This is a genomic window from Streptomyces sp. NPDC021093, assembly GCF_044333135.1.
GTDB lineage: Bacteria > Actinomycetota > Actinomycetes > Streptomycetales > Streptomycetaceae > Streptomyces.
This window is the reverse complement of sequence record NZ_JBIRQJ010000009.1, coordinates 180,971-204,928: the sequence shown is the minus strand read 5'-3', so window position 1 is coordinate 204,928 and position 23,958 is coordinate 180,971. Positions and strand designations below refer to the sequence as shown.

The window sequence follows — 23,958 nt, the reverse complement described above, 5'->3', positions numbered from 1 at the left end:
CTTCATGAACGGGTTCCGGGAGGCGTGGGCTCCATGAGCCAGGCGCTGGAGACATGGGCGCGGGTGCATGCGCGGTCGGTGGGCAGGGGAGTGCCGACGGCCCCCGGCGCCGTCGGGCGGGGAGTCGCGGCGGACCGGCTGGTCGGCTCGCTCGGTGAGGTGCGGGACGTGACGCCGGCAGGCCTGCGCGCGTACACGCGGCTCTGTCTGGCGGCCCCGGAGGGCGGCCCTGTGGTGGGTGCGGCCAGTGCCGTTGCCCCGGTCGGGAATGCGGCCGGGCCCCGGACCGCGATGTTCGAGCTGGTGCCCGACGAAGGGGGCGGCCTTCGTACGGAAGAGTTCCACGCGCCGTTCGTCCCCGTGCCGGAATGGCCCGTCGGGTGGGCGTACCCGGGGGACGGCAGTGCCGTGCTCGCCATGTGCGGAGGAGGGTCGGGAGTGACCCTGCGGACAGCCGGAGCCGGGTACGGGGGCCGTGAGCGCGGCCCGGGCTACTCGGCCGTCGCCCGGGACCCGGGCTTCCCCCTCGTATCGGCGAAGTTCACGACGGGGCCGGGTGGTGCGCTGCTGCTGACCGCGGGAAGCCCGGGACGAATCCTCGTCTGGGACCTGGCCGACAGCGCACCGTGCACGTACTACGTGCCGGACACCACGGCGGTCGAGTGGGGGGAGGTGCAGCAGGACGGAACGGGCCTGGTGGCCACCGGCCACCTGGACGGCAGGGTGCGCGTCTGGGAATTCGATGGCTCGTTCCACCCGCCGCTCCATGTGATGCCGACGGCGGACGGACCCGTCCGGGCCGTGGCCTGGGGCATGCTGCCGGACGGCTCGGCCCTGCTCGCCAGCGGGCACGACCGCGGAACAATCAAGGTCTGGGACGGACTGACGGGAACACGCCTGGCCGCAGGCCCGCCCTGTTCCGGAAGCATCGATTCCGTCGTCTGGGCGGCCCGGCCGAACGGCCGGTGCGTCCTCGCCAGCGGCCACAGCGACGGCACGGTGCGCGTATGGAGCGGGGACTCGCTGCGGCTCCTCCGCGAGTTCGACGACCTCACCGCTTCGGGAACGGGGCCGTTCGACGCGGGCTGCGTGGTCAACTGGCTGCAACTTCCGGAGGGAGAGCTGTGGTTGTACGCCGCCAGTGAGACGGGCGCGAGGATCTGGGAGGTGGACCTCAAGGGCCTGGAGGCCGCGCCTTGGGCCACCGGGACGACCAAGACCACCGGGACGCCCAAGACCGTCGTGGCGGCCGAGACCATCGAGGCCGTCAGGTCCGCCGCCGGCCCCGGCCGTGGAGCGCACCCGTGGGACCGGCCCGTTTCCGAGCCCCTGCGCAGGGGCCTCGTCAGCCTGGCGGCGGGCGGGGCATGTCCGTCCCTCGGCCTGCTCGCCGACCTGGTCGCGCTGATCGGACCGGCCGCCTCCGCCGACCTCCTCGACGAACGGCTCAGCGCCCTTGCCGGCCATCCCGGGGTGAAGATCCTGCGCGACCTCGAATGGCCCGCCCCGTCCCGGGTGGGGCTCGCAGGGCTGCTGCTCGCGGGCCTTCCGGAGCAGGACACCGTCCCACTGCCCCCGCACACCTCACACACCCCGCGCGAGCTGTCGGACGTACTGCGCCGCGCCCTGATCGGGAGGAGTTCCCGGCCGCCCGACCGGGTGCCCCCGCTGGCCGCGCTCAGGACCGCGGCGGACACGGTGACCGGGCGTACGACCGCACTGCTCGCCGTCATCGGACCCGAAGCCGTCGCCGCCGACCCGATGCTTCCCCTGCGTACGGCACAACAGGCCGTGGGCATGCCCGCCGTCGACCTCCGCAGACTCCAGCTCCTCACCGGCTCCGCCTCGTCGGTGGCCCGGCACGCGGGCACCACCGTGCACGCACCAGGGTCGGGCGGCATCTCCCACCGGGGCCGGATCACCCAGATGCTGCCCAGCCAACTGGTCCTACCCGTAACCCTGTTGAACCTTCGCTACGCACGGCAGGAACTCCTCTACCGGCTGCACGGCTCCAGTGCTCAGTGGGAGCCGGAACCGGTGGCGCTCGTCCTGGACACCAGCCCACCGACCTTCGGGCCGGCCGAAGTCGTCCTGCGCTCGCTCGCGCACCTTCTCGCCACCACCCTGTGGTGCCACGGCCGCCACGCAGTGTTCGTCGGACTCGACCGGCCCGACCTGATGCGCCCCGTCGCCCGCCCCGCCGACCTCGCCATGCTGTGGACCTCGCGCACCCTGGAGCCGCCGGACCTCGCCGGCGCGCTGAACACGGCGGCGTCGACCGGAATGCCGACCGTGCTCCTGGCCCTTCACCACCTCGTACGGGACCAGGCTCTCGTCGCGGGCCCGCGACTGCGCCTCGCCACCACGCACCAGGGCGACGACCTGCCGCGCGCCCGCCCGCCGGAGAACCACCATGTGCACCTGCCGCCGGCCGCCGCCGGGGCGCGGCTCGCCGACGCCGTCCGGCTGCTGCTGGCGGGAGGCGGCCCGTCATGACGGTACGAGCGGCGGAGCCGCACTGGCGGGCGGCGCTTCTCGGCGAGCGGCTTACCGGTGAGCCGGGCGCAGGGGCTGAGGTGCGTTGTGAACTCTGCCCCTACCGCTGCCGGTTGAGGGACGGGCAGACCGGCTACTGCCGGGTGCGCCGCAACACCGCCGGCCGGCTCGAAACGGCGACCTTCACCGCCTCCGTCGCCCACCTCGACGCGATCGAACGCAAGCCCTTCTACCACGTCAGGCCCGGCAGCAAGGTCCTGACGCTGGCCGGCCCCGGCTGCAGCTTCCGGTGCGACTACTGCGTCAACCACCGGCTCTCCCAGTACGGCCGCGAGGTGGACGCGCCGTGGACGGGCGAGCCCGCCCGACCGGCGGAACTGGTCGCACTTGCCCACGCGCAGGGCGCCGACCTCGCGCTGTCCTACGCAGAGCCGTCCCTCGCCCCGGAACTCACGCTCGCGCTCGCGGAGCACGCCCGGCCGCTGGGAGTGCGGGTGTTGTGGAAGAGCAACGGCTTCCTGACGCCCCGGGCCGTCGATCTCGTGGCGCCCGTGCTCGACGCGGTGAACATCGACGTGAAGGCCGCGCAGGAGGCCCCGCACCAACGGCTGACGGGGGCGCCGCTCGCACCCGTACTGGCTGCTGTGGAGCGGTTCAGGGCTGCCGGGTCGTGGGTCGAGGTGAGTACGCCGCTGATTCCCGGTACGTCGGCGGAGCCCGGTCAACTCCGGCGGATCGCACGCTGGTTGGCGGCCGTCGACCCCGGAATCCCCTGGCATCTGCTGCGGTTCACACCGGACTTCCGGATGAGTACCGCGAACCCCACGCTGCCGTCCGCGCTGGAGGAGGCACGGTGCATCGGGGCCGATGAGGGCTTGCAATTCGTCTATGTGGAGCGGGCATTGGGGGCTGAGGGCCGCAACACCCGTTGTCCGCAGTGTGCGTTCACCGTCGTGCGGCGCGGAATCTGGGAGGCGCAGGACAACAGGCTCGCCGGGGGCGGCTGCCCCTCGTGCGGGACGGAGGTGCCAGGAAGGTGGGAGGCAGGACAGTGAGTACGGAGAGTACGGACAACGCAGGGTATGTCTTCACCGAGGCGATTCCCGATCTCATCGGACCGGAGGAGTACGCGGACCACCCGCACGGAAATCTCGTCCGCGTCCGCATCCGGGTCACCGGGTCCGGGATCGAGGTCGTCGGCGACGCGCTGCGGCCCCGCGCCGTGGAGGACGTACTCGCCGCGCTCGGCGAAGGGCCGATGGAGCAGATGCTGTGCGGGTAGCCGACGAAGGCCATGCGCGGGCGGACAGCGCGGACGGTACGGACGGTACGGACGCCGACGAGGCCCGTGCCTTCGAAGTGGGGATGGCGGCGGGCCTCGACCCGCAGGAGGAGACCGGCCGGACCGGTGAAAGCGCCGTCACGCACATCTCCTCGCCCTGGAACCACCGGCTGTGCACGACGTGCAGACACAGCTTCCGGCGCGGTGACCCGGTGCACCTGGGGGACGACGTCGCCCACCTCGATCCGGCGCTGGAATGCGCGGGCAGCACCTCGGCCGACCCCACCTCCACCTCCGCCGCCGCCCCCACCGGCTCCTCCGAATCCGCCGCCTTCGCGGCCGGTGTGCTGGCCACCTGGCCGCCGGTCGACGGGGTGCCCGTCGTACCGCTGGGGACGGGCGACTGGCAGGTGGCCGATCCCGTCGTGCACGGGGCGAGGCCGCCCCGCTGCCTGTACTGCGCCCACACCTTCCGCACCGGAGAGCACGTCGTGCTCTGCCCCTGCGCTCCGGACCGGCCCGTCTGCGGTGCGGCAGTCCACCGGGACCCTGCGGCGGGGCTGGTCTGTTGGGAGAGTTGGCGGCCCGAGGGGCGGCTGGCGGTCTGCCCCGTCAAGCTCGTTGCCGTACAGGAGTAACGGCGCCATGAAGGGAGCGGAAGGCGACCGGTTCGCGCGTGAGCGGCTCGTGCCCGAGTGGGATCCGGAGGCGATCGGCGCGGCCACGGCCGTCGTCGTCGGACTCGGTGCGCTGGGGAACGAGGCGGCCAAGAACCTGGCCCTGGCCGGGACCGGGCGGCTGGTCCTCTGCGACCCGGACGTCGTGGAGACCACCAATCTGAGCCGTTCGGTCCTCTTCGGCCCCGGCGACGTCGGAAGGCCCAAGACGGAGGCCGCGGCCGAAGGGCTGCGACGGCTGTCGCCCGGCGTCGTCGTCGAGTCCCGGCCGTACGACCTCGCCGCAGGGGTGGGGCTGGGTGAACTCGCTTCGGCGGGAGTGGTGTTGGGCTGCCTGGACAGCGTCCGTTCCCGGATGCGCCTGCTGGGCCGGTGCGCACTCGTCGAGGCATCGCTCGTGGACGGTGCGACCGGCCCCTGGGAGGGGGAGGTCCGGCTGCGCCTCGACACCCAAGAAGCTTGCTACGGCTGCACGTTGACCGCGCACCGGCGCAGTACCACCGACGTTCCGTGGAGCTGTCTCGACGAGACCGCGGCCGGCCCGCTCGGCACCTCCATCGGGACCACCGCCCTGGTCGCGGCCTGGATGACCCAGGCCGCACTGCGCAGCCTCCTCGGGGTGCGGCCCCCGTACCGCCTCCTGCGCATCGACTCCCTGACGGGCCGCACCGCACCCGTCGTGATGAGCCGTGACCCCGACTGCCCCCACCACCGGCCGATCGAGGGGGACATCACGCCCTGCGCGCTCAACCACCGTGCGACAGCCGGGGAGTTGATCGACTCCTTGCCGCCCGGCGACGAGCCGTTCACCTGGTCGCAGTTTCCCCTGCCGGTTCCCGTACGGTGCCGGGCCTGCCGGGGCTACGCTGATTCCGTCGGCGAACGGGCTGCGGCCGAGGACCCGTTCTCCCCCTGTGACCGCTGCGGACGCCTGAGGCGCCCGCGGTTCAGCATCCGCCTGAGAGACGCAGCTGTGGACACTCGGCTGAGTGACCTTGGAGTGCCCCCTCAGGAGATCCTTTCCGTCCGTCGGCCGAAGGGGGAGTACACATGGCATCGGCTGAGTTCCTGAGCGGCCCGCCTGAACCCCACGATGCGGCAGGCCCCGTGCGTCTGCCGGAGATTCCCATCACCAGGGAGGACAGGTACCGGCTGCTGGAAGTACTGGCCGGGCTCTACGGAACGGACAAGGAGGCCGCCGGGATCCTCGACCGGATCGACTTCCCCCGTGGCCGACGCCCCAACTTCGTCGGAGCGAAGCCCGAGGACACCTGGACCGAGATCTTCGTCGACCTCGCCAACGGGGTCGTCGAGGCTCCCTACCGGCAGCTGATCACCCTCGCGGTACGGACGTACCGGGCCAACGAGAGGCTGGTCGACCTCGCCCGGACGTACGGGATCCTTCCCGCGCCCCCGGTGCCCGAGCCGGCGCCCACGCCTCGGGCCCCCGTCCCACAGCCCGCCCCCGCCGAAGCCGCACCCCGTACCGAACCCACCTGCCACGTGATCGTCCGCGCGGACTCCGAGGACGACCGCCGACGGGCCGCCGCCGCCCTCACCTCCCTGGGCCTGCGCCCCCGGGAGGTCTGGTCGACCGCGCACGCCGTCTCCTTCCGCCTCGATTCCGACCAGCCCGATGTCGTACGGGAAGGACTGCGGGAGACCCTGTCGGGGTGGACCGTCGTCGCACCGGGCCACCCCGACTACCTGCTGCACCAGCTCTTCGTCGAGGGCCCGGACGGCAGGCAGTGGCGGCTCTACGACGCCCCGGCCCAGCAGACGAACAGCGACGTCGCCGCCGAGGTCGTCGACCAGTACGGGCCGGGGTTCGCCGACGCCACGCGCGCCACGGTCATCGACCACGTCCAGTCCGACGGCCAGGGCCGCCGCCTCGACCCCGAGGCCACCCTGCACGACTCGGGCGTCCAGGACGGGGACCGGCTGAGGGTCGGCTTCGAGACCACCGCCGGGGCAGTCAACCCCCTCGACCGGCAGGACGCCCTCTACCGGGTCCGCAACCAGATCGTCGCGTACGCCGACAGCCACCCCGGGTTCGTCGTCCGCACCGCTTCGGCGCTGCTGCCCACCGAATTCGAGGTGGAATTCGACCAGTTGAGCTTCGGGCCGCCCGCCGAGCCGGGCGGCGAACCGTCCGAGATCACCCGCCACGTCGTACTGATCCAGCTCGGCCCCGACTTCCCCGAGACGGCCCCCCAGGTCTACTGGCTGACACCCGTCTTCCACCCCAATGTGTTCCCCAACTACGACAACGAGCAGTCGCGGCTCTACGCCCAGAGCAAGGGTCTGGTCTGCCTCGGGCTGCTGGCCGAGTCGTACCAGCCCTCGCTCAGCTTCGGGGCGCTGTGCCAGATGCTCGTCGACATGGCGGGCTTCCGCAACTACTCCCTGTTCGAACCGACGGGCGAGCTCGGGCCCGAGGGCACCCCACGGGTGCGCGGCAACTTCTACGACCGCACCGCCGCCCAGTGGGTCGAGGACAACCAGGACCGGATCGGCGACATCAACGGCAGCGTCGCCGCCCCCGTCACCCGGGACACCCCCCGCTACCCCAATGTCGTCGAACCCGTAGAAGGCGGAGCCGGCCGATGAACACCCCGGGGGACATCGAGGTGGAACTCTTCCGCACCGACGACTACGTGCGGGCCGGACGCCTGCCGCTGCTGCCGCTGCTGCGCCGCGTCCTGGAACCCGTGGTCGGCCAGTCGCTGGAGGGCACCACGATCGAGCTGGCCTTCCTGCCCCTCACCGATCGCGCCTCCGTCCGGGGCAAGCCCTCCGTCGTCAACCTCAGGGGCAGCCACGGATACGTCCAGGTCCGGATCGTCCGACGGGACACCGTGCTCTACCGGCACCCGCACGCGGTGCGCGAGCTCGTCGGCGTACCCCTCCAGGAAATCCTCGGCGAAAGGCTCCCCGACGAGACCCACTGGGGGTTCGGGCTCCGTGGTCCCGGGCTGGAGAAGTCCCCGCTCGTCCGGCCGAGGCCGCCGACCGACAAGACGATGGAGATCACCGTCGGCGGCCCCAGGCGACGCCTCTTCGGCATGGAGGAAGTACCGGAACCCGACCCGCCGTTGATCACCCTCGAAGAACTCGGCGTCGCCGGACCCCACCCGCGGACGGCCGCCGAACCGGTCTCCGTGGTGCTCCACCCGAGGGTCCACCGGGCACTGAGCGATACGCGGCCCTTCTCGCGCGAGGTCGAGGAGGGTGGATTCCTCGCGGGGCACGTCCACCGCAACGGCACCCATCCGGACGGCCACGTGGTGGAAGTGACCGACGCACTCCCCGCGGAACGCACCGGCGCCTCGCTCCTGCACTTCACCTTCACCGGCGAGTCCTATCTGCGGATCGGCGAATCACTCGCCGCGCGCGACGACGGCGAATGCCTCGTCGGCTGGTACCACACCCACCTGTTCCCGGCCTCGGACCGCTTCGGGCTCTCCTCCGCCGACGTGGACCTGCACACCACCACCTTCCACCGGCCGTGGCAGGTGGCGGCCCTCGTCAACATCGACCGGACGTCACGGGTGGTGCGCCTCTACCGCAGGGACGGGACCGACCGGATGACCAAGGCCCCCTACTGGGTGAGGGAGCCATGAACACCTGGACCACATACGGGGTGAGGGAGCCGTGAACGCCCTGACCACCGCCCTGCGGGTGCTGCGCTGGGCGGTCGACGGGACGGGCCCGCCGCCTGGCGGCCCCCTCCAGCACACCGCTGCCCTCATCGACCCGGGCGCGGACGTGCACCGGGCGCTGGCCGAGCTGATCCGGCGCTTCGCGGCCCAGCACGGCGCCGGCCGACCGCCGTTCGGCGACCCGGAACCCGCAGGCGCAGGGGGTGTACTGCTCGCCGCGGCGATCGGCGGCCGCATGGACCCGGACTCCGCGTGCGCCGTCGCCGAGGCGCTGCCACCGCCCGCTCTGTCGGTACGGGACGGCGGCTGGTGCGACGCGCTCGCCCGGCACGCCGTCGTCGCCCCCTTCCTGGACGCCCTGCCGCGCCTCCCCGGGGCCACCCCGCAAGGGGCCGCGGGCACAGGCCGGGCCACAGCGGAAACGTACGAACGACGCATCTCCGAAGTGCTGCTGGACGCCTCCCCGCTGACCGCCGTGCTCCACCACCCCGCGTCCGGGCCGCTCTCCCGGGGGGCCACCGGCGCCGTGCGCACGGCGGGCGCGCTCGTCCGCAGGCCGGGCGGGCACCGGTTCCTGTGCCACGCGCTCGCCGACTGGCCGGGGCGTGCCCCGGTGCTGGACTGGCGCTCCCAGCTGCTGGCCCGGCTGTCCGCCGACCATCCCGAGGTCGTACTCGACACCTGCCTCACCGCCCGCCTGCGGTACGGCGCCGAGTGGGACCTGCGGATCCGCGAGGCGCGGCGGCAACTCGCCCTGCGCAGCCTGCCCGACGACCTGACGCTGGCCACCGTCCGGTTCTGGGCGCCGCTCGCGGACCTGGCCCGCAGGCACTCGGGGCTGGCGGCGGCCAGGCCCCTGCTGACCGGCCACCAGCCGGCCGTCGGGCTCGTACGCCGCTACCGGCTCACCCCGTCGGCGACCGGTTGAAAGGACGACCCCCATGCCCAAGCGCCGCCTCGTCCTCGTGTCGACCAGCCCGCAGGAGCTGCGGGACCGCGTCGTGATGGCCTCGGTCGACGACCCGGACCTCACTGTCGGTCAACTCCTCGCGGAATACCCCGCGTTGTCGCTGAGCGAGCTTTCCGAGGACCATCTGCGGCTTCTGGTGGGACGGTTGTACGTCGACGTGCTCGACGGCCCGCCCTCCCCGGACACCCCGCTCTACCTGCCGCCCGGCGTGCGGCTCGGCGCGCTGGTGGGCGGTACGGCCGACGACGCACCGACGGCGGAGCAGGCCCCCGGCCCCGTCGAGAAGCCGCAGGACCGCATGGTGGTGGCGGCGTCCGCGCACGACCACCCCGAGCGGCTGAGCGAGCGCGAGGCCGTCCTCCTCGCGCACGACGTCGAGATCAGCCGCGCCGCCGCCTATCTGGAAAGCGGCCTCTCGGTACTCATCCGCTGCGAGAAACTGCTGGTGGAACACCTGGCCACCGAGATAGCCGGACGGTCGGGACGCCCGCGCGAGACCGTCCGGCTCGCCGAGAGCGCCACGGACGCCGCCGCACCCGGCGCACCCGGCGGCTTCGGTCCTGGCCGCCGCGCCGAACTCCTCGCGCTGCTGCACACCGCCGTCACCGACGCCCCGCCCGAGCACGTCGTGGTCGTACCCCACCTCGACCTCCTCGCCGGCGGCAGCGACGCGGCGCTCACCGCCGAGGCCCGAGAGCTGACCGATGTGCTGTACGAGCGCAGCGAACGCGTCCTGCTGGCCTTCACCGACCCCTCTCTCGTCGTCCCCGAGGTACTCGCCGGCCGGTTCGGCGTCCGTCTCGCGCTCGACATCCTGCCGCGCGAGGTGGACGCGGCGGGCGGCGGGCGCGTACCGCTGGGACTGGCCCTGATCACCCGCGACGAGGCGCAACTGTTCTCCGGATTCGACCCGGGCGGCCTCTACAAGTACGTGGCGGGCATGAACGCCGTCCGGCTCCGGCACGCCGTGCGGTTCGCCTACCACCACCACGCGGGACCCGAACGCGCCGGCCGCAGGCCCACGTTCGCCGACCTCCTCCAGGAGCTGCGCATCTTCAAGGCCCGTACCTCCAGCGCCTTCGAGGTCCCCGACGTGCCGCTCTCCGCCATCGGCGGCTACAAGGAGGTCAAGGACGAACTCCAGCGGGCGCTGGACATCGTCGGCGGGGCGGCCGACCTCCCCGAACACCTGCGGCACGACCTCGTCCCGCGCGGGTTCATCTTCCACGGCCCGCCCGGCACCGGAAAGACGCTCTTCGCGAAGGCGGTGGCCAGCAGGCTCGGCGCGACGATCCTGGTCGTCTCGGGCCCGGAGATCACCGACATGTACGTGGGGGAGAGCGAGCGCAAGGTACGCGACCTGTTCGCGGAGGCCAGGCGCAACGCGCCCGCGGTCATCGTCTTCGACGAGTTCGACTCGATCGCCTCCCAGCGCACCGGACGCGACGACGGAGGCAGCCGGGCGGGCAACGCCATCGTGGCCCAACTCCTCACCGAACTCGACGGGTTCCGCCCCGAGGTGCCGGTCCTCATCATCGGCACCACCAACCGCATCGACCTGATCGACGACGCGCTCCTGCGCCCCAGCCGCTTCCGCCCCGTCAAGATCGACCTGCCGGACCATGCGGCCCGCATCGCCATCGCAGAGGTGCACGCGAAGCACTTCGGGGTGAGCGTACGGCCCGCCCTGCTGAACCGGATGGCGACGGCGACGGACGGGATGAACGGCGACGAGATCCGCTCGGTGTTCCGCGACGCACGCGCCGAACAGCTCGTCGGCGGGAGGGCCGCACCCGACGCCCGCAGGCTCGGCGAGCTCGTCGGCGAGATCCGCAGGTCCCGCCAGCAGCGCGACCTCGACCGGGCCCAGCAGCAGACCGGCCGGGGCGTCGCCAGCAGCGCCGCACAGCGCTCGCAGCGCGCCGCAATGATCGTTCTCGCGGGCCGCCCGGCGGCGGCCCCGACGGCCCCCGCGGGGGCAGCACCGCTCGACCGAGGGGACGGCACGACACCGTGAGCGACACGATTCCCAGCAGGCACGACTACACCCGGAGACTGGCCCGTACCTTCGCCACTCGGCTCGAAGAAGTGAAACAGGACTTCGTCGAACGCGACGAAGTGGTCGACCTGCTGGCCCTGGCCACCCTGTGCCGCGAACACGTCCTGCTGATCGGGCCGCCGGGCACCGCCAAGACCCGGCTGATCGAGCGGTACTGCCGCATCCTGGACACCTCGCCCTTCACCTACCTGCTCACCAGGTTCACCGAGCCTGCCGAACTCTTCGGCCCCATCGACCTGCGGAAGTTTCAGAACGACAGCGTGTACGAGGTGAACACCACCGGCATGCTGCCCGAAGCCCGTATCGCCTTCCTCGACGAGGTCTTCCAGGGCAGTTCGGCCATCCTCAACACCCTGCTGACCCTGGTCAACGAGCGGAACTTCTTCACCGGCAGCAAGACCATCCACGGTCGGCTGATCACCCTGCTCGGCTCGTCGAACGAGATCCCCGACGACCCGGTGCTCGCCGCGTTCAGCGACCGCTTCCTGTTCCGCTGTCGGCTGGACTACGTGGCCGACGACGAGATCGAGGAGGTGCTGGGCCTCGGCTGGCAGGCGGAACAGCTCCAGATCCGCGGCGAGCAGGACCGGGCCGAAGGATTCCCGGACGGCGGACCCGTCAAGGTCGCCGGCACGGAGCGCTCCCGGGTGGCGTTCCCGCTCACCGACCTGGCCGTACTCCAACAGGCCCTGGCCGACATCGACTTGACCGCCGTGCGCGAACCGTACGCACGCATCGTGCGCGCCCTGCGCGCCGAAGGCATCGCCTTCTCCGACCGCCGGGCCGTGAAGGCCCAGAAGGTGTTCGCTGCGTCCGCGCTGCTGGCCGGAAGACTGCGGGCGGAGGCCTCCGACCTGGCAGTCCTGGCCCGGCTGTGGACGGACCCCAGGGACGAGCAGTCGCTGCGCCGCATCGTCGCCGACCACGGTGTTCCGGTCGACACCCCGGGACGGGTCCTGCGCGACCCGTACGACCTCCGGATCGACCTGCGCGAATACCGCAACCGGCTTGCCCTGCTGCGCACTTCGGACGAGATCCGCGACGTGCTGCGGCTCCTGGGACGGCTGGCAGCCGAGGCGCGCCGCGACCACCCGGCCGAGCAGCAACTGCTCAAGGAGACGACCCAGATCCAGCGCGAGGCACTCACCAAACTGCGCGAGGACTTTCCCGAGGAGTGAGGCGAGCATGTGCAATCCGAGGCGCATCAGGGTGCGGGCCACACGTGAAGTGGCCGTCGCCTGGGAACAGGAGACCCGGCGGCGTGTGGTCAGGACCGCCGAGGCGACGGGCACCGCACAGGTCCGCGAACCGCTGCGCGGCTCCGTCGGCGCCCCGACACTGGCCGCGCTGCCCGGTGTGCTCGCCAGGACGGCGGGGTGGGAGGAGACCGAGGACGGGTTCCGGTTCACCTTCGACGGTGGCTGGGTCGCCTACCGCCAGGCCGAGGCCGAACTGGAGATCGTGGCGGCCGTGTCGGCGGAGGTCGAGGCGGCGGGCGAGGCGACGGAGACCGTACGCGGCGAAGTCACCGGCACGATCGAGGCCGAGGGGCTGGGCGTGTACGACGACGACTGGGGCAGGTCCGACCGTACGTCCGCATGGCGGCAGGCCCACGCCGATGCCGAGGCGGCGCTGACCCGGGAGACCGAGGAACGGGTCCGCAGCGCCCGCCGCGAGGCGGAGTCGAACACCGAGGGCGCGGCGCGGGAAGCGGCGGCGGGCCGCGCCGAGACGGCCCTCGCCGCAGCGGCCCGGGAGCGGGAGCGGGAACTGCGGGAGCAGGCGGCGGCACGGCTCGCCGCAGTGGGTGTGCTGGCCAGGAACCTCTTCCACCGTGCGCTGGCCGACGCCTACCGGGACGCACTGCTGGCGTACGCGCGCTCGCGTGGCGCGGAGTTCATCAGGTGCGAGGAGTCCGACGGGGTGCTGGAGATCGACTTCGAGCTCCAGATCTAGGGGTCGGGGCCGTCGTGAAAGGGGTGCCATGCGTGTACGAGTGAAGTTCCGCTACCGGGCCGACACCGGCGAGGTCGAGATGTACGAGGTCGAGGACATCGGCACCGGACCGCGCGTCGCCGACCACGACGCCCGGCACGACCGCGTGACCGCCGCGCTGGCCAGGCTCGTCGAGGACCACGCCCTGATCGAGGAGGTGTACGGCGCCACCGGCCCGCCGCGGCGCACCGTGGAGCCCGCATCCGCGTCCGTACCCGAGGCCGAGGAGCGCCGGGAGACGAGGCAGGAGCGGCGCGACCGTGACTGATTCAGCACTGCTGGAACGCGCCGCGGGCTGCTATCTGCGGTCCGGGCTGCCCGGCGAGGCCGCACGCTGCCTCAGAGAAGCGGGCGCCTACCGTCGCTCGGCCGAACTCTGGGCAGAAATGGGGCAGTTCAAGGAGGCGGCCAACGACTACGCGCGTGCGGGCCTGGCGGACGTGGCGGTCTGGCTGCTCGTGCACGACGCGGGGGACACGGCCGGGGCCCGGAGAATGTCGACCGCTCCGCCCCTCAGGATCTCCGACTTCGGTCAGGAGATTCTCTCGTTTCACTTCTGGCCGCAGATGACCGACGTGCCCGACCCGGAGAGGGACCCGATCGCCGAGCAGGAGGCCCGGGACAGTTCGCTGCGGATGCGGCTGGCACTGGCCCGCTGCGACGTGATGGACGGCCGTCCCGACCAGGAACCGCTCGCGGCCCTTGATGCGGCGGCGCGCTTCCTCACCTTCCGCGACCTCGTGTACGACCGGCTCGTGGAGGAGTGGGCGGTGGCGACGGCCGAGTCGATGAAGCGCTACGACCAGGTCGCACTGCTCTTCGCCGCAGCGGTACGGGGTCGGCGCAGCGGCGCAGCGCAGCGCTGGAGGCAGTGGGCGGCCCGGGTGCTGAACTCCGAGATCACGCTGCCCGACCCCGCGCCGTCCGGCTCAGTACCGGGCAACCGTCTGCGGTCCGTCCGCCCACCACGACAGGGGTGAACCATGAAGTGGCCACGCCGACGCCGCAACGACGACAACGACGACAACGAACAGCGGCCGGTACCGCTGCCTGAGCCGTCCGGGCCGACACCTGAGCCGTCCCTACCTCCGCGGGCCGTACCGCCCGTCCCCTCCCGGCGGCCCTTCGGGTCGCTGGAGGAGATCCCGAGGACTACGGTCCGGCCCTCGGTGACGGCTGCCCGCCCGGCCCCGGCCCCCGTCCCCGTCCGGAAGCCGGCCCCGGCACGTCCTGCGGCCCCCGGCCCCGGCCCCGCTCCCGGTGGCACCCGCGGCGGCGCCGGTGACTCCGCCGAATCGGCCCTCGCCGTGCGGTTCGCCACCGCCACCGCCGCCCTCGCCTTCGCCGGACGGCTCTCCGCCCTGGGCAGGCCCAGCGGCGACGACCACCGCTGGAACAGCGACGGAACGTCCTGGTGGGTGCTGACGCGCGTTGCCCTGGACCTCGGGCGGCAGCTGGCCACGGCAGCCGACGGAACGGCATTCCTGGTCAGGGGCACAGAGTTGGTACGGGACCAGGGCTGGGGCGACGCGAAGCGTGCCACGGCCAACCGGACGGCGGAGCGCCTGCCACTGGCCTCGCTGCGGCCGGCCGCACTCCTGGACCTGGTACGGCGGGCCGGTCTGCACGACGTACCCCGACGACCCCTGGAAGAGGCGGTGGTGCTCCTGGAGGCACGGCTCGCCGGAGGTGTGGTCCGGCGGGCACTCGACCTGGGCCTGGAAGTGACGTACCGCCCCACCCGCCTCGCCCCGCTCTTCACCGAGGAATCGCAGGCGGGCGAGGAGCCGCCCGACCCCGCCCCGCACGGCGTCGTACTCGAAATCACCCTGCGCGCCCCGCGCGGAGACCTGCCCGCCGGATTCCTCGACGCGCTCCACCGCGACCCCCTCGTCCTCCTCTGCCGCAACGTCGGGGGAGAGAACACCGTGCTGATGCAGTACGGCCGGGGCTCCGCGCTGAGCGACGGCCCGCTGCTCGAACTCGCCGGCCGGGGAGTGTGGCTGCTGGCGGGGGCGGAGTTCGGCTGCGCCCGGCTGGAGCGGCTGGGCGAGCCGCTCGACGGCGCGGCCCTGGTCGAGCTCGCCACCGACTACCCGTTGCAGGACGTGGGCGTCGCGCCGGACTGGGCCGACGGTGAGCGACTGGCCCCCGACGCCCCCCGCCTCACGGTCGTGCCCACCAGGACCCCGGGTGCGACGATCGATGCCACCCTGTTGGAGGGCTCCCAACTGGACTCCGTACGACTGATGTTGGAGGGGCATCCGCTCGCCGACTCGGTCCAGGTCGTCGCCGGGCGGGACCAGCATCTGCTGCTCGCGGCGGGTGGGCTGCTGGAGCGCCTGCCGTTGGGGGAGCCGCTGCACTGCATCGGACCGGGACCGCTGTACCTCCCGCTCGGTTTCCGTACGGAGCCGCTGCTGCCGCCGTCGGCGCTGCAGGACCTCTTCGAACCCGATGCCGACAGGGCCGTCGTACTGACCGTACGGGCCGCTCTCGTCTTCGACCTGACCCGGCGGTGCCCGGCCTGGAACCTGTGGCTGGGCCCGCTGCCCGAACCCGACCTTCAGCTTCCGCCCGAGGCGGAGACGGTGCTGCGCGTGGTCGACGAGCGGCTGACCCCCCAGCCCGTGCCGCGCCAGGCGCAACCGCCGCGCCGACCGCAGGATCAGCCGAAGCCGCCCGCGAACCGTCGCCGGCGTGCCGGTAGCGGTGGCCCGAACCGACCCAAGCACTGGCGGGAAACCGCGCTCGAAGCGGAGTTCGCCGGTGACCTGGTGCGTGCCGCCGAGCTGCACGAGCACGCCGGGGACGAACTGCGGGCGGCGAGCCTCTACGAACGGGCCGCCAGGAACGCCGACCGGAGGCGGTAGCCGCATGCCAGGTACTCCCGTCATGAACCTGACGGACGAAGAGATCCACGCACTCGCCCAGGCCTTCCCGCCGGGCCCGAGCGCCAGGGCCCTGCTGCACCGGGCCGGATTCCCCCGGGAGCACGTGCCCGGTCAATTCGGCGTCACCCCCCTCGAATTCTGGTACGCGGTGGCCGAAGCCGTCTCGGCGGGCATCATGGAGGACGGTCGGGGACGTCTGCTGGAGACAGCGGCACGGGACTACCCGCACAGTCCGGTCCTCCGTGCGGTCCCACGACCGGCCGTCGCACATGTCCTGGTCGTGGGAGCGAGTCCGCACGGATCCCCACGGGTGCGCACCGACCGGGAGTTGAGAGCCATCCAGCAGGCCGTGGCAGGCGGCCCCGTCGCCGTGGACTACTGCCCGGCCTCGGACGTCACCGATCTGGACCGCGTCCTGGACGTACGCCCCGACCTCCTGCACCTGGTCTGCCACGGCGAGGGCGAACAGCTCGTCTTCGAGGACGCCTACGGCGACGCCCACCGGGTGCCCGCACGCGACGTCGCACGACTGCTGGGTGTGTACGCACGCTACGCACGCGCGGAGCTGCGCGGACTGGTGCTGGCGTCCTGCGACAGCGAGGCCGTGGCGGAACTGTTCACCGGAGTGGTCGAGACGGTGATCGCCCACCGGGGACCGCTCGACGACGACACGGCGGTGCTGTACGCACGGGAGTTCTACGGACTGCTGGCACGGGTGCCCGCACTGGACGCCGCCGCACGGCTGGCGGCGGAACACGTGGCGGTGGCGCTGGGGGACGAGTACGGCGAGCAACTGAAGGCGAATCTGGTGGTGTTGGGGCACAGTGGGGGACATCCGCGATGACAGTGACAGGACCGGCCGACGAGCAGGCGCTGCGTGCGTGGGCGCTGACCCACGCACGCTCGGTGGGACGCGGTGGCCCGGATCTGGAACAGTCCGCCCCCGGTTTCGGCAAGGCCTCGCCGGAGCTGACACCCGGCGTCGCCGAGCTGGAGGGACTGTTCGACAAGTCCTATCAACAAGGCCTGCACGGTGGCGTGACCTGCATGGACATCGCTGCGGTGCCGGGCGGACCGCTGCTGGTGGCCGGGGGCACTCCGACGGGCAGGGTCCGGGTGTGGGACGGGCAGACCGGCAGACTGCTGCGCGTGATGCAGGACGGGTCGGAGCCGGTGCGGTCCGTCACCTGGAACACGACCGGCGGCCGGGCCCTGCTGGCGGTACGGCAGGCCTCCGGTTGTGCGATCTGGGACGGGGCGACGGCGGCACTACTGTTCCGGTTGCCCGGCCCCCAGGCTTCGGACCCGGTCCGAGTCCATGGAGCGGACCGCTTCCTGATCCGCGGTCTCGTCTACGGGCCCGGTGGGTGGTACGGCAACGTGCCGGGCTCCTCAGAGCTGGGGGAGGTGCTCTGCGGATGCGTCGAATCCACCGGAGCGGTGAGTGTCATGTGGGCCGACAAGGGGGCTCTCCGCATGGTGAGCCAGCCGACGAACAGAGGCTTTCGGGACCGGCCGGCGCGCCCCGAATCACTGGTGGCTCCCGTTCTCTCGCCGAGTGCCCTGAGCGCGACGACGTTGTCCAACGGACAGTTCCTGCTGGCGTCGGGATCCGGGGGCGGAATCTCGGTCTACGAAGTGACCTACCCCCAGGCGCACTTGGTCGTCGGCTATCGGGTGCCGGGGGTACGGACACTGGCCTGGTTCGACCTGCCCGACCGCCGGCACCTCCTCGTGGCGGTCTGCGACACGGGCGAGGTGGCGTTCATCGAGCTGGACGGCCCGGGTGACGCGGCGGCCGGCACCCCCGGCAGGTGGTTGTCGACCCGGATTTTCACCCGTACCTACGAACACCCCGGCATCGTCTGTGCGACCTGGTGCCTGTCCGCGTCCGGGGTGCCGATGAGTGCCGTCGTCTGCGAGGACTACGGCGTGCGGCGCGCAGTGGAGCCCTTCGCTCCCGTACGGCAGGCGGCGGGTGACGACGTGCCTCCGGTGCCCTCGGCCCGCGGTGCGCTCATTCGGCTGACCGACACGTTCGTGCCGTCCGAAACGACCCCGCCGCCCGACACACCGCTGGCCCCCGCCGCAGCTCCTGCTCCCGTACCCCTCCCTCAGGTCGACCCGGCCGCCCTCCTCGCCCTTGGCAAAGCCGACCTGTGGCCGCCGCTGTCCCTTGTCGAGGACCTCGTCGCGCTTACTGGCCGGGCGGCCCCCGGCACGCTCCACGACCGGCGCTTCCTCGCGCTCGCCAGTCACCCCGGCGTCGTCCGGCTGAGAGGCCTGGGCTGGCCGGGACGGTCGCGGGTCGGATTCGCGGGACTTCTCGCGTCCGCGACCGATCAACTCGCCGACTGCGTCCCCCCACCCGCCACCGGTGCTTCGGAACGCGTGGCGGCGCTCAGGGAAGCGTTGGCCTTCGGCCCGTCCGAGAGCGAAGTTCCGCCCGTCCCCCCGGCCTCGGTCGCCGCCGCCGCCGACACCGTGACCGACTGTACGATCTCCCTCCTGAGCGTGCTGGGCCCCGAGGCCGTCCAGGCCGATCCGGCACTCCCGCTCCTCCTCGCGCACGCGGCCGCCGACATGCCCCACCTCGCCCCGCACCAGCTCCTGCTGCTCGCGCCACGGGCCGGCGGGGGCTCTGCCCGTACGAGAACCACCGCCCACGCCCCCGGCACCAGCGGCACCAGCAACCGGGGCGCCCTGACGCACCTCCTGCCCACCCAACTCGCCCTGCCCGGACCAGTCCTGCTCATGAAGTACTCCCGCCACGAACTGCTCTTCCGCCTCCACGTCACGGAGGCGGAACCGCTGCCGGGCGAGGTCACCCTGGTCCTGGACACCAGCCCGCCCACGTTCGGACCGGTCGAGGGGGTGCTGCGGGCGGCGGCGCACCTGGTCACCCTTGAGTTCTGGCGGTACGGCCGCCATCCACACCTGGTGACCTTCGACCGGCCGTCCCAGGCCGTGCCCCTCGCCAGGCCCACCGACATCCTCGCGCTGTGGACCACTCGTACCCTCGACGTGCCCGACGTGGCCCGCGCGCTGGAAACCGCAGCCGCCACCGGCGCCCCCGCCCTCCTGCTCACCCAGCACCGGCTCCCCCGCGAGCTGGGCCTGGAGCCGGGCCCCGGACTGCGGCTGCTCACCACCCACTCGGCGGACGATGCGCCCGCGGGCCGCTGGGCCCGCCAGTTCCAGCAGCACGTACCGCCCTCCCCGCACCCCGGCGAGCTGCGGAACGCGATCTCAGCACTGCTGAGAACCTGACCCTCGCCCGCCTGCCCAGGCACCGCCTGCCCGCGCAAGGTCACGAACGCTGCCGCGGTCCGCCCGGCGATCTCGGGGTACCGCGTCTTCCATGCCCATCGACTGCACAGGCCCCACCCTGCCCCCCACCCCGGAGCGAGCTCTCCGCCACCGGCAGCGCGACGAGGGGGAGTGGTGGCAACTGCGCGAGTACGCGGCCCAGCGCTCCCTCCACCACCTCAAGGAGGCCGACCCGCACGTCTGGGTGCTGCCCTCGCCGAGCTGATGGCCGACCCATGAACAGAGCAACGACCCACCTGCCGAACCTTCACGGCAGATGCCGTTGCAGTACTAAGTTGTCGCGCAGGGTGGGGCGTAGGGGAGTTGGACAACGTATTGGTTCCATTGCTGCCGGTTCAAGGCGCCGGAGCTCGCGGCGCAGATGCGGCTGATGGCGGACTCGACCTTGAGGTCCCAGAGTGTGGCCACGCCGTCGTCGGTCGTGGCGGCCAAGGTGTGACCGTTCGGGCTGAATGCGAGAACGGCGACGAATCCGGTTTCCACGGTCAGCGGTCGGCCGATGGCGGTGGGACGGTCGGGATCGGTGACGTTCCACAGGTGGATGGTGCCGCTGTCGGTGTGGCCGGCCGCCGCGAGGGTGTGCCCGTCCGGGCTGAACGCCACGGACCACAGGCTGCCGCCGGGGACGATCAGGGGGCTGCCCCTGCGCGTGAGGTGGTTGGGGTCGGTGGAATCCCAGAGGGTGACGACGCCGCTGCTGTTCCCGGTGGCGAGCGTACGGCCGTCCGGACTGAACGCCACCCAGGTGCTGGTGGCGGTCGGCTGGTCGATCTTCTTCCCGATGCGGACCCCGAGGTCCTTCGAGCTCCACAGTCCGACGCTGCCGTTGCTTCCGTCGCCGCCGGCCGCCAGCACCGTGCCGTCGGGGCTGAATGACAGGGTCTGGACGGACTGCGTCTTCGAATTGGCGATGCCGGACTGGGAGACGGGGTGTGACGGGTCGCTGACGTCCCACAGGGCGATGCTGCCGCGGTCGGCGTCTCCGGCAGCGGCCAGGGTGTGGCCGTCGGGGCTGAACGTGAGGGCGAAGATGAGCCCGTTCGCACCGGTGAGGGGTTCGGACAGACGAACGGGGTGGCTGGGGTCGGCGGTGTTCCACAGCGTGACGCTGCCACCGCTGTCGCCTGCGGCCAGGGTGCGGCCGTCCGGGCTGAAGACCACGGCGTTGACCGGGCCCTTGGGGCCCGTGAGGGGATCACCGCGAGGAACCGGGTTGTTCGGGTCGGCGGTGTTCCACAGTGAGACGGTCCTGTTCTGGTTTCCCGCGGCCAGGGTGCGGCCGTCCGGGCTGAACGCCACGGATGCCACATTGCCTCCGGCGCCGATGATCCGGGTCGGCGGCAGATTCCACAGATCGACCTTGCCGTCGGTGTTTCCCGCGGCGAGAGTCCGGCTGTCCGGGCTGAACACCACGTCGGTGACCGCGGAGCCGGGGCCGGTCAGCGGTCGGCCCAGGGGGACGATGGCCTTGGGACGGGAGACGTTCCACAGGTGGATGGTGTGGTCGGCGCTGCCCGCCGCAAGGGTTCTTCCGTCGGGGCTGAACGCCACCGACATGACGGGCTGGGCGGGACCCTTCAACGGCATGCCCAGCCGAGCTGGGCGGTCGGTGTCCGCCTCCTTCCACAGGTGGACCGAACTGTCGGTCGCCCCGGCGGCCAGGGTGCGGCCGTCGGGGCTGAACGCGAGAGCGTCCACGGAGCGCCCGGCCTTCACGGTACGACCGCGGTCGGGCCGGGCCGGGTCGGTGAGGTCCCACAGGCTGATCGTGCCGGCGGCGTCGTCGCATGCGGCGGCCAAGGTGCGGCCTGTGGGGCTGAAGGCGACGCGATGAGAGAAGACACCGGGACAGTCGAGGCTCAGTGCCCCCGCGGGGCGGGCATCATCGGGGCGAGTGACATCCCACAGGCTGACCAGTCCGGCGTGCCATCCGGCAGCCAGCGTGCGGCCGTCGGGGCTGAACGCCAGCGACTCGACGGAGGCCAATGCGTCCAGTCCCTTGACGGCAGGACTCTTGGGGCGGCCGAGCAGGACGGGGTGGCTGGGGCTGGTCAGACTCCACAGGTCGACGAACCCGCCGGAACCGCCGTCGCCTTTGTTGCTGGTGTGGCCGCCCACGGCCAGCACTCGGCCGTCCGGGCTGAACTCGAGCGACCAGATCGAGTTGACGGACCGGTCCACAGGTACGGGTCGGCCCAGTGCCACCGGTCGGCCGGGATCGGAGACGTCCCACAGCCGGACGAGGTTCTGGTGGGCGTTCCCGGCCGCCAGCATGTGTCCGTCGGGGCTGTAGGCCACGGTGTACACCGCGCCGCGTGGGCCGGGAAGCCGGGTGGCCAACGGCGTGTTCTCGGTACTGATGAGCCGGGACGCCGCCTCCGCGGTCGGGTCCATGCGGTAGGCGGTCAGCGCGAGTTGAGCGGACAACGAGGGGTCGGTCGGCGCCAGTTGGACGGATGCGGAGGTGACTGCGGCGTTGATTGCCTGGTCGCGTGCCTGCAGGGCCCGGGTGGTGGCGTCCCTGGCCTGGGACTCCTGCCGGAAGGCGAACACCGCGGCCAGCGAGGCGACCACGGCCAGGGCGGTGAGGGTGGCGACCGCTGCGCGCCGCACTCGTTGCCCGCGCCGCTGGTGGCGGTCGGCGGCTGCCAGAAACGCCCGGGCGACGCCGCTGAGTTCCGTGCCGCGTGTCTCCGCCCAGGCCAGGGCAGCCGCCAGCCGGTTGCCGCGATACAGCGTGGCAGCCTCCTGGCCCGCCTGTTTCCAGGTCGCGGCAGCCTCTTCCACGTCCTGTCGTACGAGGTTCCCGTTGCGGTCGTGCTCGATCCAGCCCCGCAGCCGGGGCCAGGCGCGGATGAGCACCTCATGTGCCATCACCACCGTTTCCTGGTCCCGCGTCAACAACCGGCCTCGGGTGAAGTCGTCAAGGACTCTGGCGGCAGCGTCCGGGTCGGGCGCATCACGCAGCAGTTCGTCGTTCGGGACGCGACGGCGACTGTCGTCGGCGTCGCGCCCGACAATGACGAGCCGCAGGAACACCCATCGTGCGGCCTCGTGGCAGGACGGCGGCAGAGTGTCATAGAGCCTGTTCGCCGTGGTGGCGATGGCGCCCTGGATGCCGCCGGTTACGCGGTATCCGTCCACGGTGAGCGTGTGGCCGTGGCGCTGCTGCCAGGTGGCCCGCAGCGCGTGTGCGAGCAGCGGCAACCGGCCCGTGGCGCCCGTTCCGACCGGCCCGCCGACCGCGCCCAGGTCCGCCAGGAGTACCTCGACCAGCCCGTCCTCGACGCCGAGTCCCACGTTGTCGGCAGGGCGACGGATCACGTCCTTGAGTTCGTCCTCCGTCATCGGCTCCAGCAGGACCGGCTCGGCTCGTAGCGCCGCTCGGAGCTGCGGATGGGCCGTGCACGCCGCGTAGAAGTCCGCGCGGACTCCCAGCACCACGACCGCACCGCTCCCGGGCCGGGCCAGACGGTCGAGCACATCGATGAGCCATTGCCGTTCGGTCTCGTCACCGCAGGCCGTGAAGATCTCCTCGAACTGGTCGACCACGACGACCAGGCCCGTGGAGTGGGTCTCACCGGTGGGGACCGCGTCTTCGGCTTCGGTGATCTCGCGCAGTTCGGCAACGCACCGTGCGGGATCGGCTCGCCACGCCGGTACCGTGCGCCCGGCGGTCTCGGCGTCGAGCCCGGCGGCGGCCGCCAGTGCCAGGGCCGGGGAGGCCGTCGGGGTCAGCAGCAGCCGTGGCCAGGTGCTGGAGCCCGCCACCGGCAGCCGGCCCTCGTCCAGAGCCGGCAGCACACCGGCCGCGAGCAGGGACGACTTCCCGGCCCCCGAAGGACCGATCAGCACCAGCGGGCCGCCCTCACGCATCCGGGCGTCCATCCTCTCGCACACGAGGTGAACCATGCGCTCGCGGCCGTAGAACCACTGCTTGTGCCGGGCACCGAACGGGGCCAGGCCCGGGTACGGGCACAGCAGTTGGTCGGCGCCGGGTCCGGGCACGGTTCTGCGTCCCTCGTCGCCGTGGCGAACGTGGAGGTCCCGGCCCGCCTGGTAGACGCTGCCCCCGCCGGTCGCACTCGCCTCCTGCTGTTTCGGCTGCCAGAGGGGCGGCCTGTCGGGAGGCGGGGCGCCGGTGCCGTTCTCCGTCACGCCGGTCCGCCCCTGGTGACATTCATGTCCCGGCCGGCCAGGAACGCGTCACCGCCGGAGACATGCGCTTCCAGCGTCATCGAGCCCGTGATCCGCTGCTCCGGAGCCCCGGCGGTACGCAGGTCTCCGGCGAGCAGCGCGCGCAGCTCGTCCACGGTGTCCGGCCGCGTGGCCATGAGGCGGATGATGCGCGCCTGCCACTCGGCGGCCAGCAGCCCTTGCAGCTCCGCGTCGCCGCCCGTCTGCTCCGCCTGCATCAACTCCGCTCTGGCTTCCGTGAGTTCCTCCTCCACTCTCTCCGGGTGCGCGGTCCGCCACAGCGACAGGACCGACGACTTGACCGCGCCCCAGCCATCCGTCGCCAGCAGATCGATCAGGCGCGCTGCGGCCGCCGTTGCCAGCCCGGCGAGTTCCACGCTCGTCTCCATGTCCTCT

At 72.3% G+C, this 23,958-nt stretch carries 18 protein-coding genes and 1 pseudogene; 17 read left to right on the top strand and 2 right to left on the bottom strand.

The window, feature by feature from the left end; translation table 11 throughout:
• Positions 1-33 precede the first annotated feature (33 nt).
• The 17 genes and pseudogenes from ACH4SP_RS28275 to ACH4SP_RS28195 form a co-directional block, all read left to right on the top strand.
• The gene (locus tag ACH4SP_RS28275) at positions 34-2,496 is read left to right on the top strand and encodes a hypothetical protein (RefSeq protein WP_398418727.1); all 2,463 of its coding nucleotides are present in this window, start codon (positions 34-36) and stop codon (positions 2,494-2,496) included.
• The gene (gene amrS, locus ACH4SP_RS28270; RefSeq protein WP_398418725.1) at positions 2,493-3,551 is read left to right on the top strand and encodes an AmmeMemoRadiSam system radical SAM enzyme; all 1,059 of its coding nucleotides are present in this window, start codon (positions 2,493-2,495) and stop codon (positions 3,549-3,551) included. The genes ACH4SP_RS28275 and amrS overlap by 4 nt, the downstream gene beginning before the upstream one ends.
• Positions 3,548-3,778, top strand: a complete 231-nt coding sequence (locus ACH4SP_RS28265; RefSeq protein WP_398418723.1) for a radical SAM-modified peptide, FtsH ternary system-associated — start codon at positions 3,548-3,550, stop codon at positions 3,776-3,778. Before amrS ends, ACH4SP_RS28265 begins: the two co-directional genes overlap by 4 nt.
• Positions 3,769-4,416 carry a hypothetical protein gene (locus ACH4SP_RS28260; RefSeq protein WP_398418721.1) on the top strand — a complete coding sequence of 216 codons (648 nt, stop codon included), beginning with the start codon at positions 3,769-3,771 and terminating at the stop codon, positions 4,414-4,416. Before ACH4SP_RS28265 ends, ACH4SP_RS28260 begins: the two co-directional genes overlap by 10 nt.
• Before the next feature lie 7 nt (positions 4,417-4,423).
• Positions 4,424-5,527: a ThiF family adenylyltransferase gene (locus tag ACH4SP_RS28255; protein WP_398418719.1), complete on the top strand. Its 1,104-nt coding sequence runs from the start codon at positions 4,424-4,426 to the stop codon at positions 5,525-5,527.
• On the top strand, positions 5,506-7,065 hold the full coding sequence (locus ACH4SP_RS28250) for an effector-associated domain EAD1-containing protein (protein WP_398418717.1): 1,560 nt from the start codon (positions 5,506-5,508) through the stop codon (positions 7,063-7,065). The genes ACH4SP_RS28255 and ACH4SP_RS28250 overlap by 22 nt, the downstream gene beginning before the upstream one ends.
• Positions 7,062-8,078 (top strand): JAB N-terminal domain-containing protein, encoded by a 1,017-nt coding sequence (locus ACH4SP_RS28245; protein ID WP_398418715.1) that lies wholly within the window; start codon positions 7,062-7,064, stop codon positions 8,076-8,078. The genes ACH4SP_RS28250 and ACH4SP_RS28245 overlap by 4 nt, the downstream gene beginning before the upstream one ends.
• Positions 8,079-8,109: 31 nt before the next feature.
• The gene (locus tag ACH4SP_RS28240) at positions 8,110-9,045 is read left to right on the top strand and encodes a hypothetical protein (protein WP_398418713.1); all 936 of its coding nucleotides are present in this window, start codon (positions 8,110-8,112) and stop codon (positions 9,043-9,045) included.
• A 13-nt stretch (positions 9,046-9,058) separates the two neighbouring features.
• Positions 9,059-11,104 carry an ATP-binding protein gene (locus ACH4SP_RS28235; protein ID WP_398418711.1) on the top strand — a complete coding sequence of 682 codons (2,046 nt, stop codon included), beginning with the start codon at positions 9,059-9,061 and terminating at the stop codon, positions 11,102-11,104.
• On the top strand, positions 11,101-12,324 hold the full coding sequence (locus ACH4SP_RS28230) for an AAA family ATPase (protein ID WP_398418710.1): 1,224 nt from the start codon (positions 11,101-11,103) through the stop codon (positions 12,322-12,324). Before ACH4SP_RS28235 ends, ACH4SP_RS28230 begins: the two co-directional genes overlap by 4 nt.
• 7 nt (positions 12,325-12,331) lie before the next feature.
• Entirely contained in the window at positions 12,332-13,102 is a 771-nt protein-coding gene (locus tag ACH4SP_RS28225; protein ID WP_398418708.1) for a hypothetical protein, read from the top strand.
• Between the two features lie 28 nt (positions 13,103-13,130).
• Entirely contained in the window at positions 13,131-13,409 is a 279-nt protein-coding gene (locus ACH4SP_RS28220) for a hypothetical protein (protein ID WP_398418706.1), read from the top strand.
• Positions 13,402-14,121 (top strand): hypothetical protein, encoded by a 720-nt coding sequence (locus tag ACH4SP_RS28215; RefSeq protein WP_398418703.1) that lies wholly within the window; start codon positions 13,402-13,404, stop codon positions 14,119-14,121. The genes ACH4SP_RS28220 and ACH4SP_RS28215 overlap by 8 nt, the downstream gene beginning before the upstream one ends.
• A gap of 3 nt (positions 14,122-14,124) precedes the next feature.
• Positions 14,125-16,014 (top strand): hypothetical protein, encoded by a 1,890-nt coding sequence (locus ACH4SP_RS28210; protein WP_398418701.1) that lies wholly within the window; start codon positions 14,125-14,127, stop codon positions 16,012-16,014.
• 22 nt (positions 16,015-16,036) lie between these two features.
• Positions 16,037-16,879: an effector-associated domain EAD1-containing protein gene (locus tag ACH4SP_RS28205; protein ID WP_398418699.1), complete on the top strand. Its 843-nt coding sequence runs from the start codon at positions 16,037-16,039 to the stop codon at positions 16,877-16,879.
• Positions 16,876-19,305, top strand: a complete 2,430-nt coding sequence (locus tag ACH4SP_RS28200) for a hypothetical protein (RefSeq protein WP_398418698.1) — start codon at positions 16,876-16,878, stop codon at positions 19,303-19,305. Before ACH4SP_RS28205 ends, ACH4SP_RS28200 begins: the two co-directional genes overlap by 4 nt.
• A gap of 148 nt (positions 19,306-19,453) precedes the next feature.
• A pseudogene (locus ACH4SP_RS28195) lies at positions 19,454-19,558 on the top strand (iron-containing redox enzyme family protein); the annotation flags it as partial.
• A 77-nt stretch (positions 19,559-19,635) separates the two neighbouring features.
• On the opposite strand, the gene ACH4SP_RS28190 reads toward ACH4SP_RS28195, so the two are convergent.
• Both ACH4SP_RS28190 and ACH4SP_RS28185 read right to left on the bottom strand, forming a co-directional pair.
• Complete coding sequence (locus tag ACH4SP_RS28190) at positions 19,636-23,523, bottom strand: AAA family ATPase (RefSeq protein WP_398418696.1); 3,888 nt, start codon at positions 23,521-23,523, stop codon at positions 19,636-19,638.
• The gene (locus tag ACH4SP_RS28185; protein ID WP_398418694.1) at positions 23,520-23,951 is read right to left on the bottom strand and encodes a hypothetical protein; all 432 of its coding nucleotides are present in this window, start codon (positions 23,949-23,951) and stop codon (positions 23,520-23,522) included. The genes ACH4SP_RS28190 and ACH4SP_RS28185 overlap by 4 nt, the downstream gene beginning before the upstream one ends.
• Positions 23,952-23,958: the final 7 nt, after the last annotated feature.

Bases quoted from the DNA above. Each gene is read 5' to 3' on its own strand.
- ACH4SP_RS28275 (WP_398418727.1), top strand. From the start codon at position 34: ATGAGCCAGGCGCTGGAGACATGGGCGCGGGTGCATGCGCGGTCGGTG.
- amrS (WP_398418725.1), top strand. From the start codon at position 2,493: ATGACGGTACGAGCGGCGGAGCCGCACTGGCGGGCGGCGCTTCTCGGC.
- ACH4SP_RS28255 (WP_398418719.1), top strand. From the start codon at position 4,424: ATGAAGGGAGCGGAAGGCGACCGGTTCGCGCGTGAGCGGCTCGTGCCC.
- ACH4SP_RS28250 (WP_398418717.1), top strand. From the start codon at position 5,506: ATGGCATCGGCTGAGTTCCTGAGCGGCCCGCCTGAACCCCACGATGCG.
- ACH4SP_RS28245 (WP_398418715.1), top strand. From the start codon at position 7,062: ATGAACACCCCGGGGGACATCGAGGTGGAACTCTTCCGCACCGACGAC.
- ACH4SP_RS28235 (WP_398418711.1), top strand. From the start codon at position 9,059: ATGCCCAAGCGCCGCCTCGTCCTCGTGTCGACCAGCCCGCAGGAGCTG.
- ACH4SP_RS28225 (WP_398418708.1), top strand. From the start codon at position 12,332: ATGTGCAATCCGAGGCGCATCAGGGTGCGGGCCACACGTGAAGTGGCC.
- ACH4SP_RS28220 (WP_398418706.1), top strand. From the start codon at position 13,131: ATGCGTGTACGAGTGAAGTTCCGCTACCGGGCCGACACCGGCGAGGTC.
- ACH4SP_RS28210 (WP_398418701.1), top strand. From the start codon at position 14,125: ATGAAGTGGCCACGCCGACGCCGCAACGACGACAACGACGACAACGAA.
- ACH4SP_RS28205 (WP_398418699.1), top strand. From the start codon at position 16,037: ATGAACCTGACGGACGAAGAGATCCACGCACTCGCCCAGGCCTTCCCG.
- ACH4SP_RS28200 (WP_398418698.1), top strand. From the start codon at position 16,876: ATGACAGTGACAGGACCGGCCGACGAGCAGGCGCTGCGTGCGTGGGCG.
- ACH4SP_RS28185 (WP_398418694.1), bottom strand. From the start codon at position 23,951: ATGGAGACGAGCGTGGAACTCGCCGGGCTGGCAACGGCGGCCGCAGCG.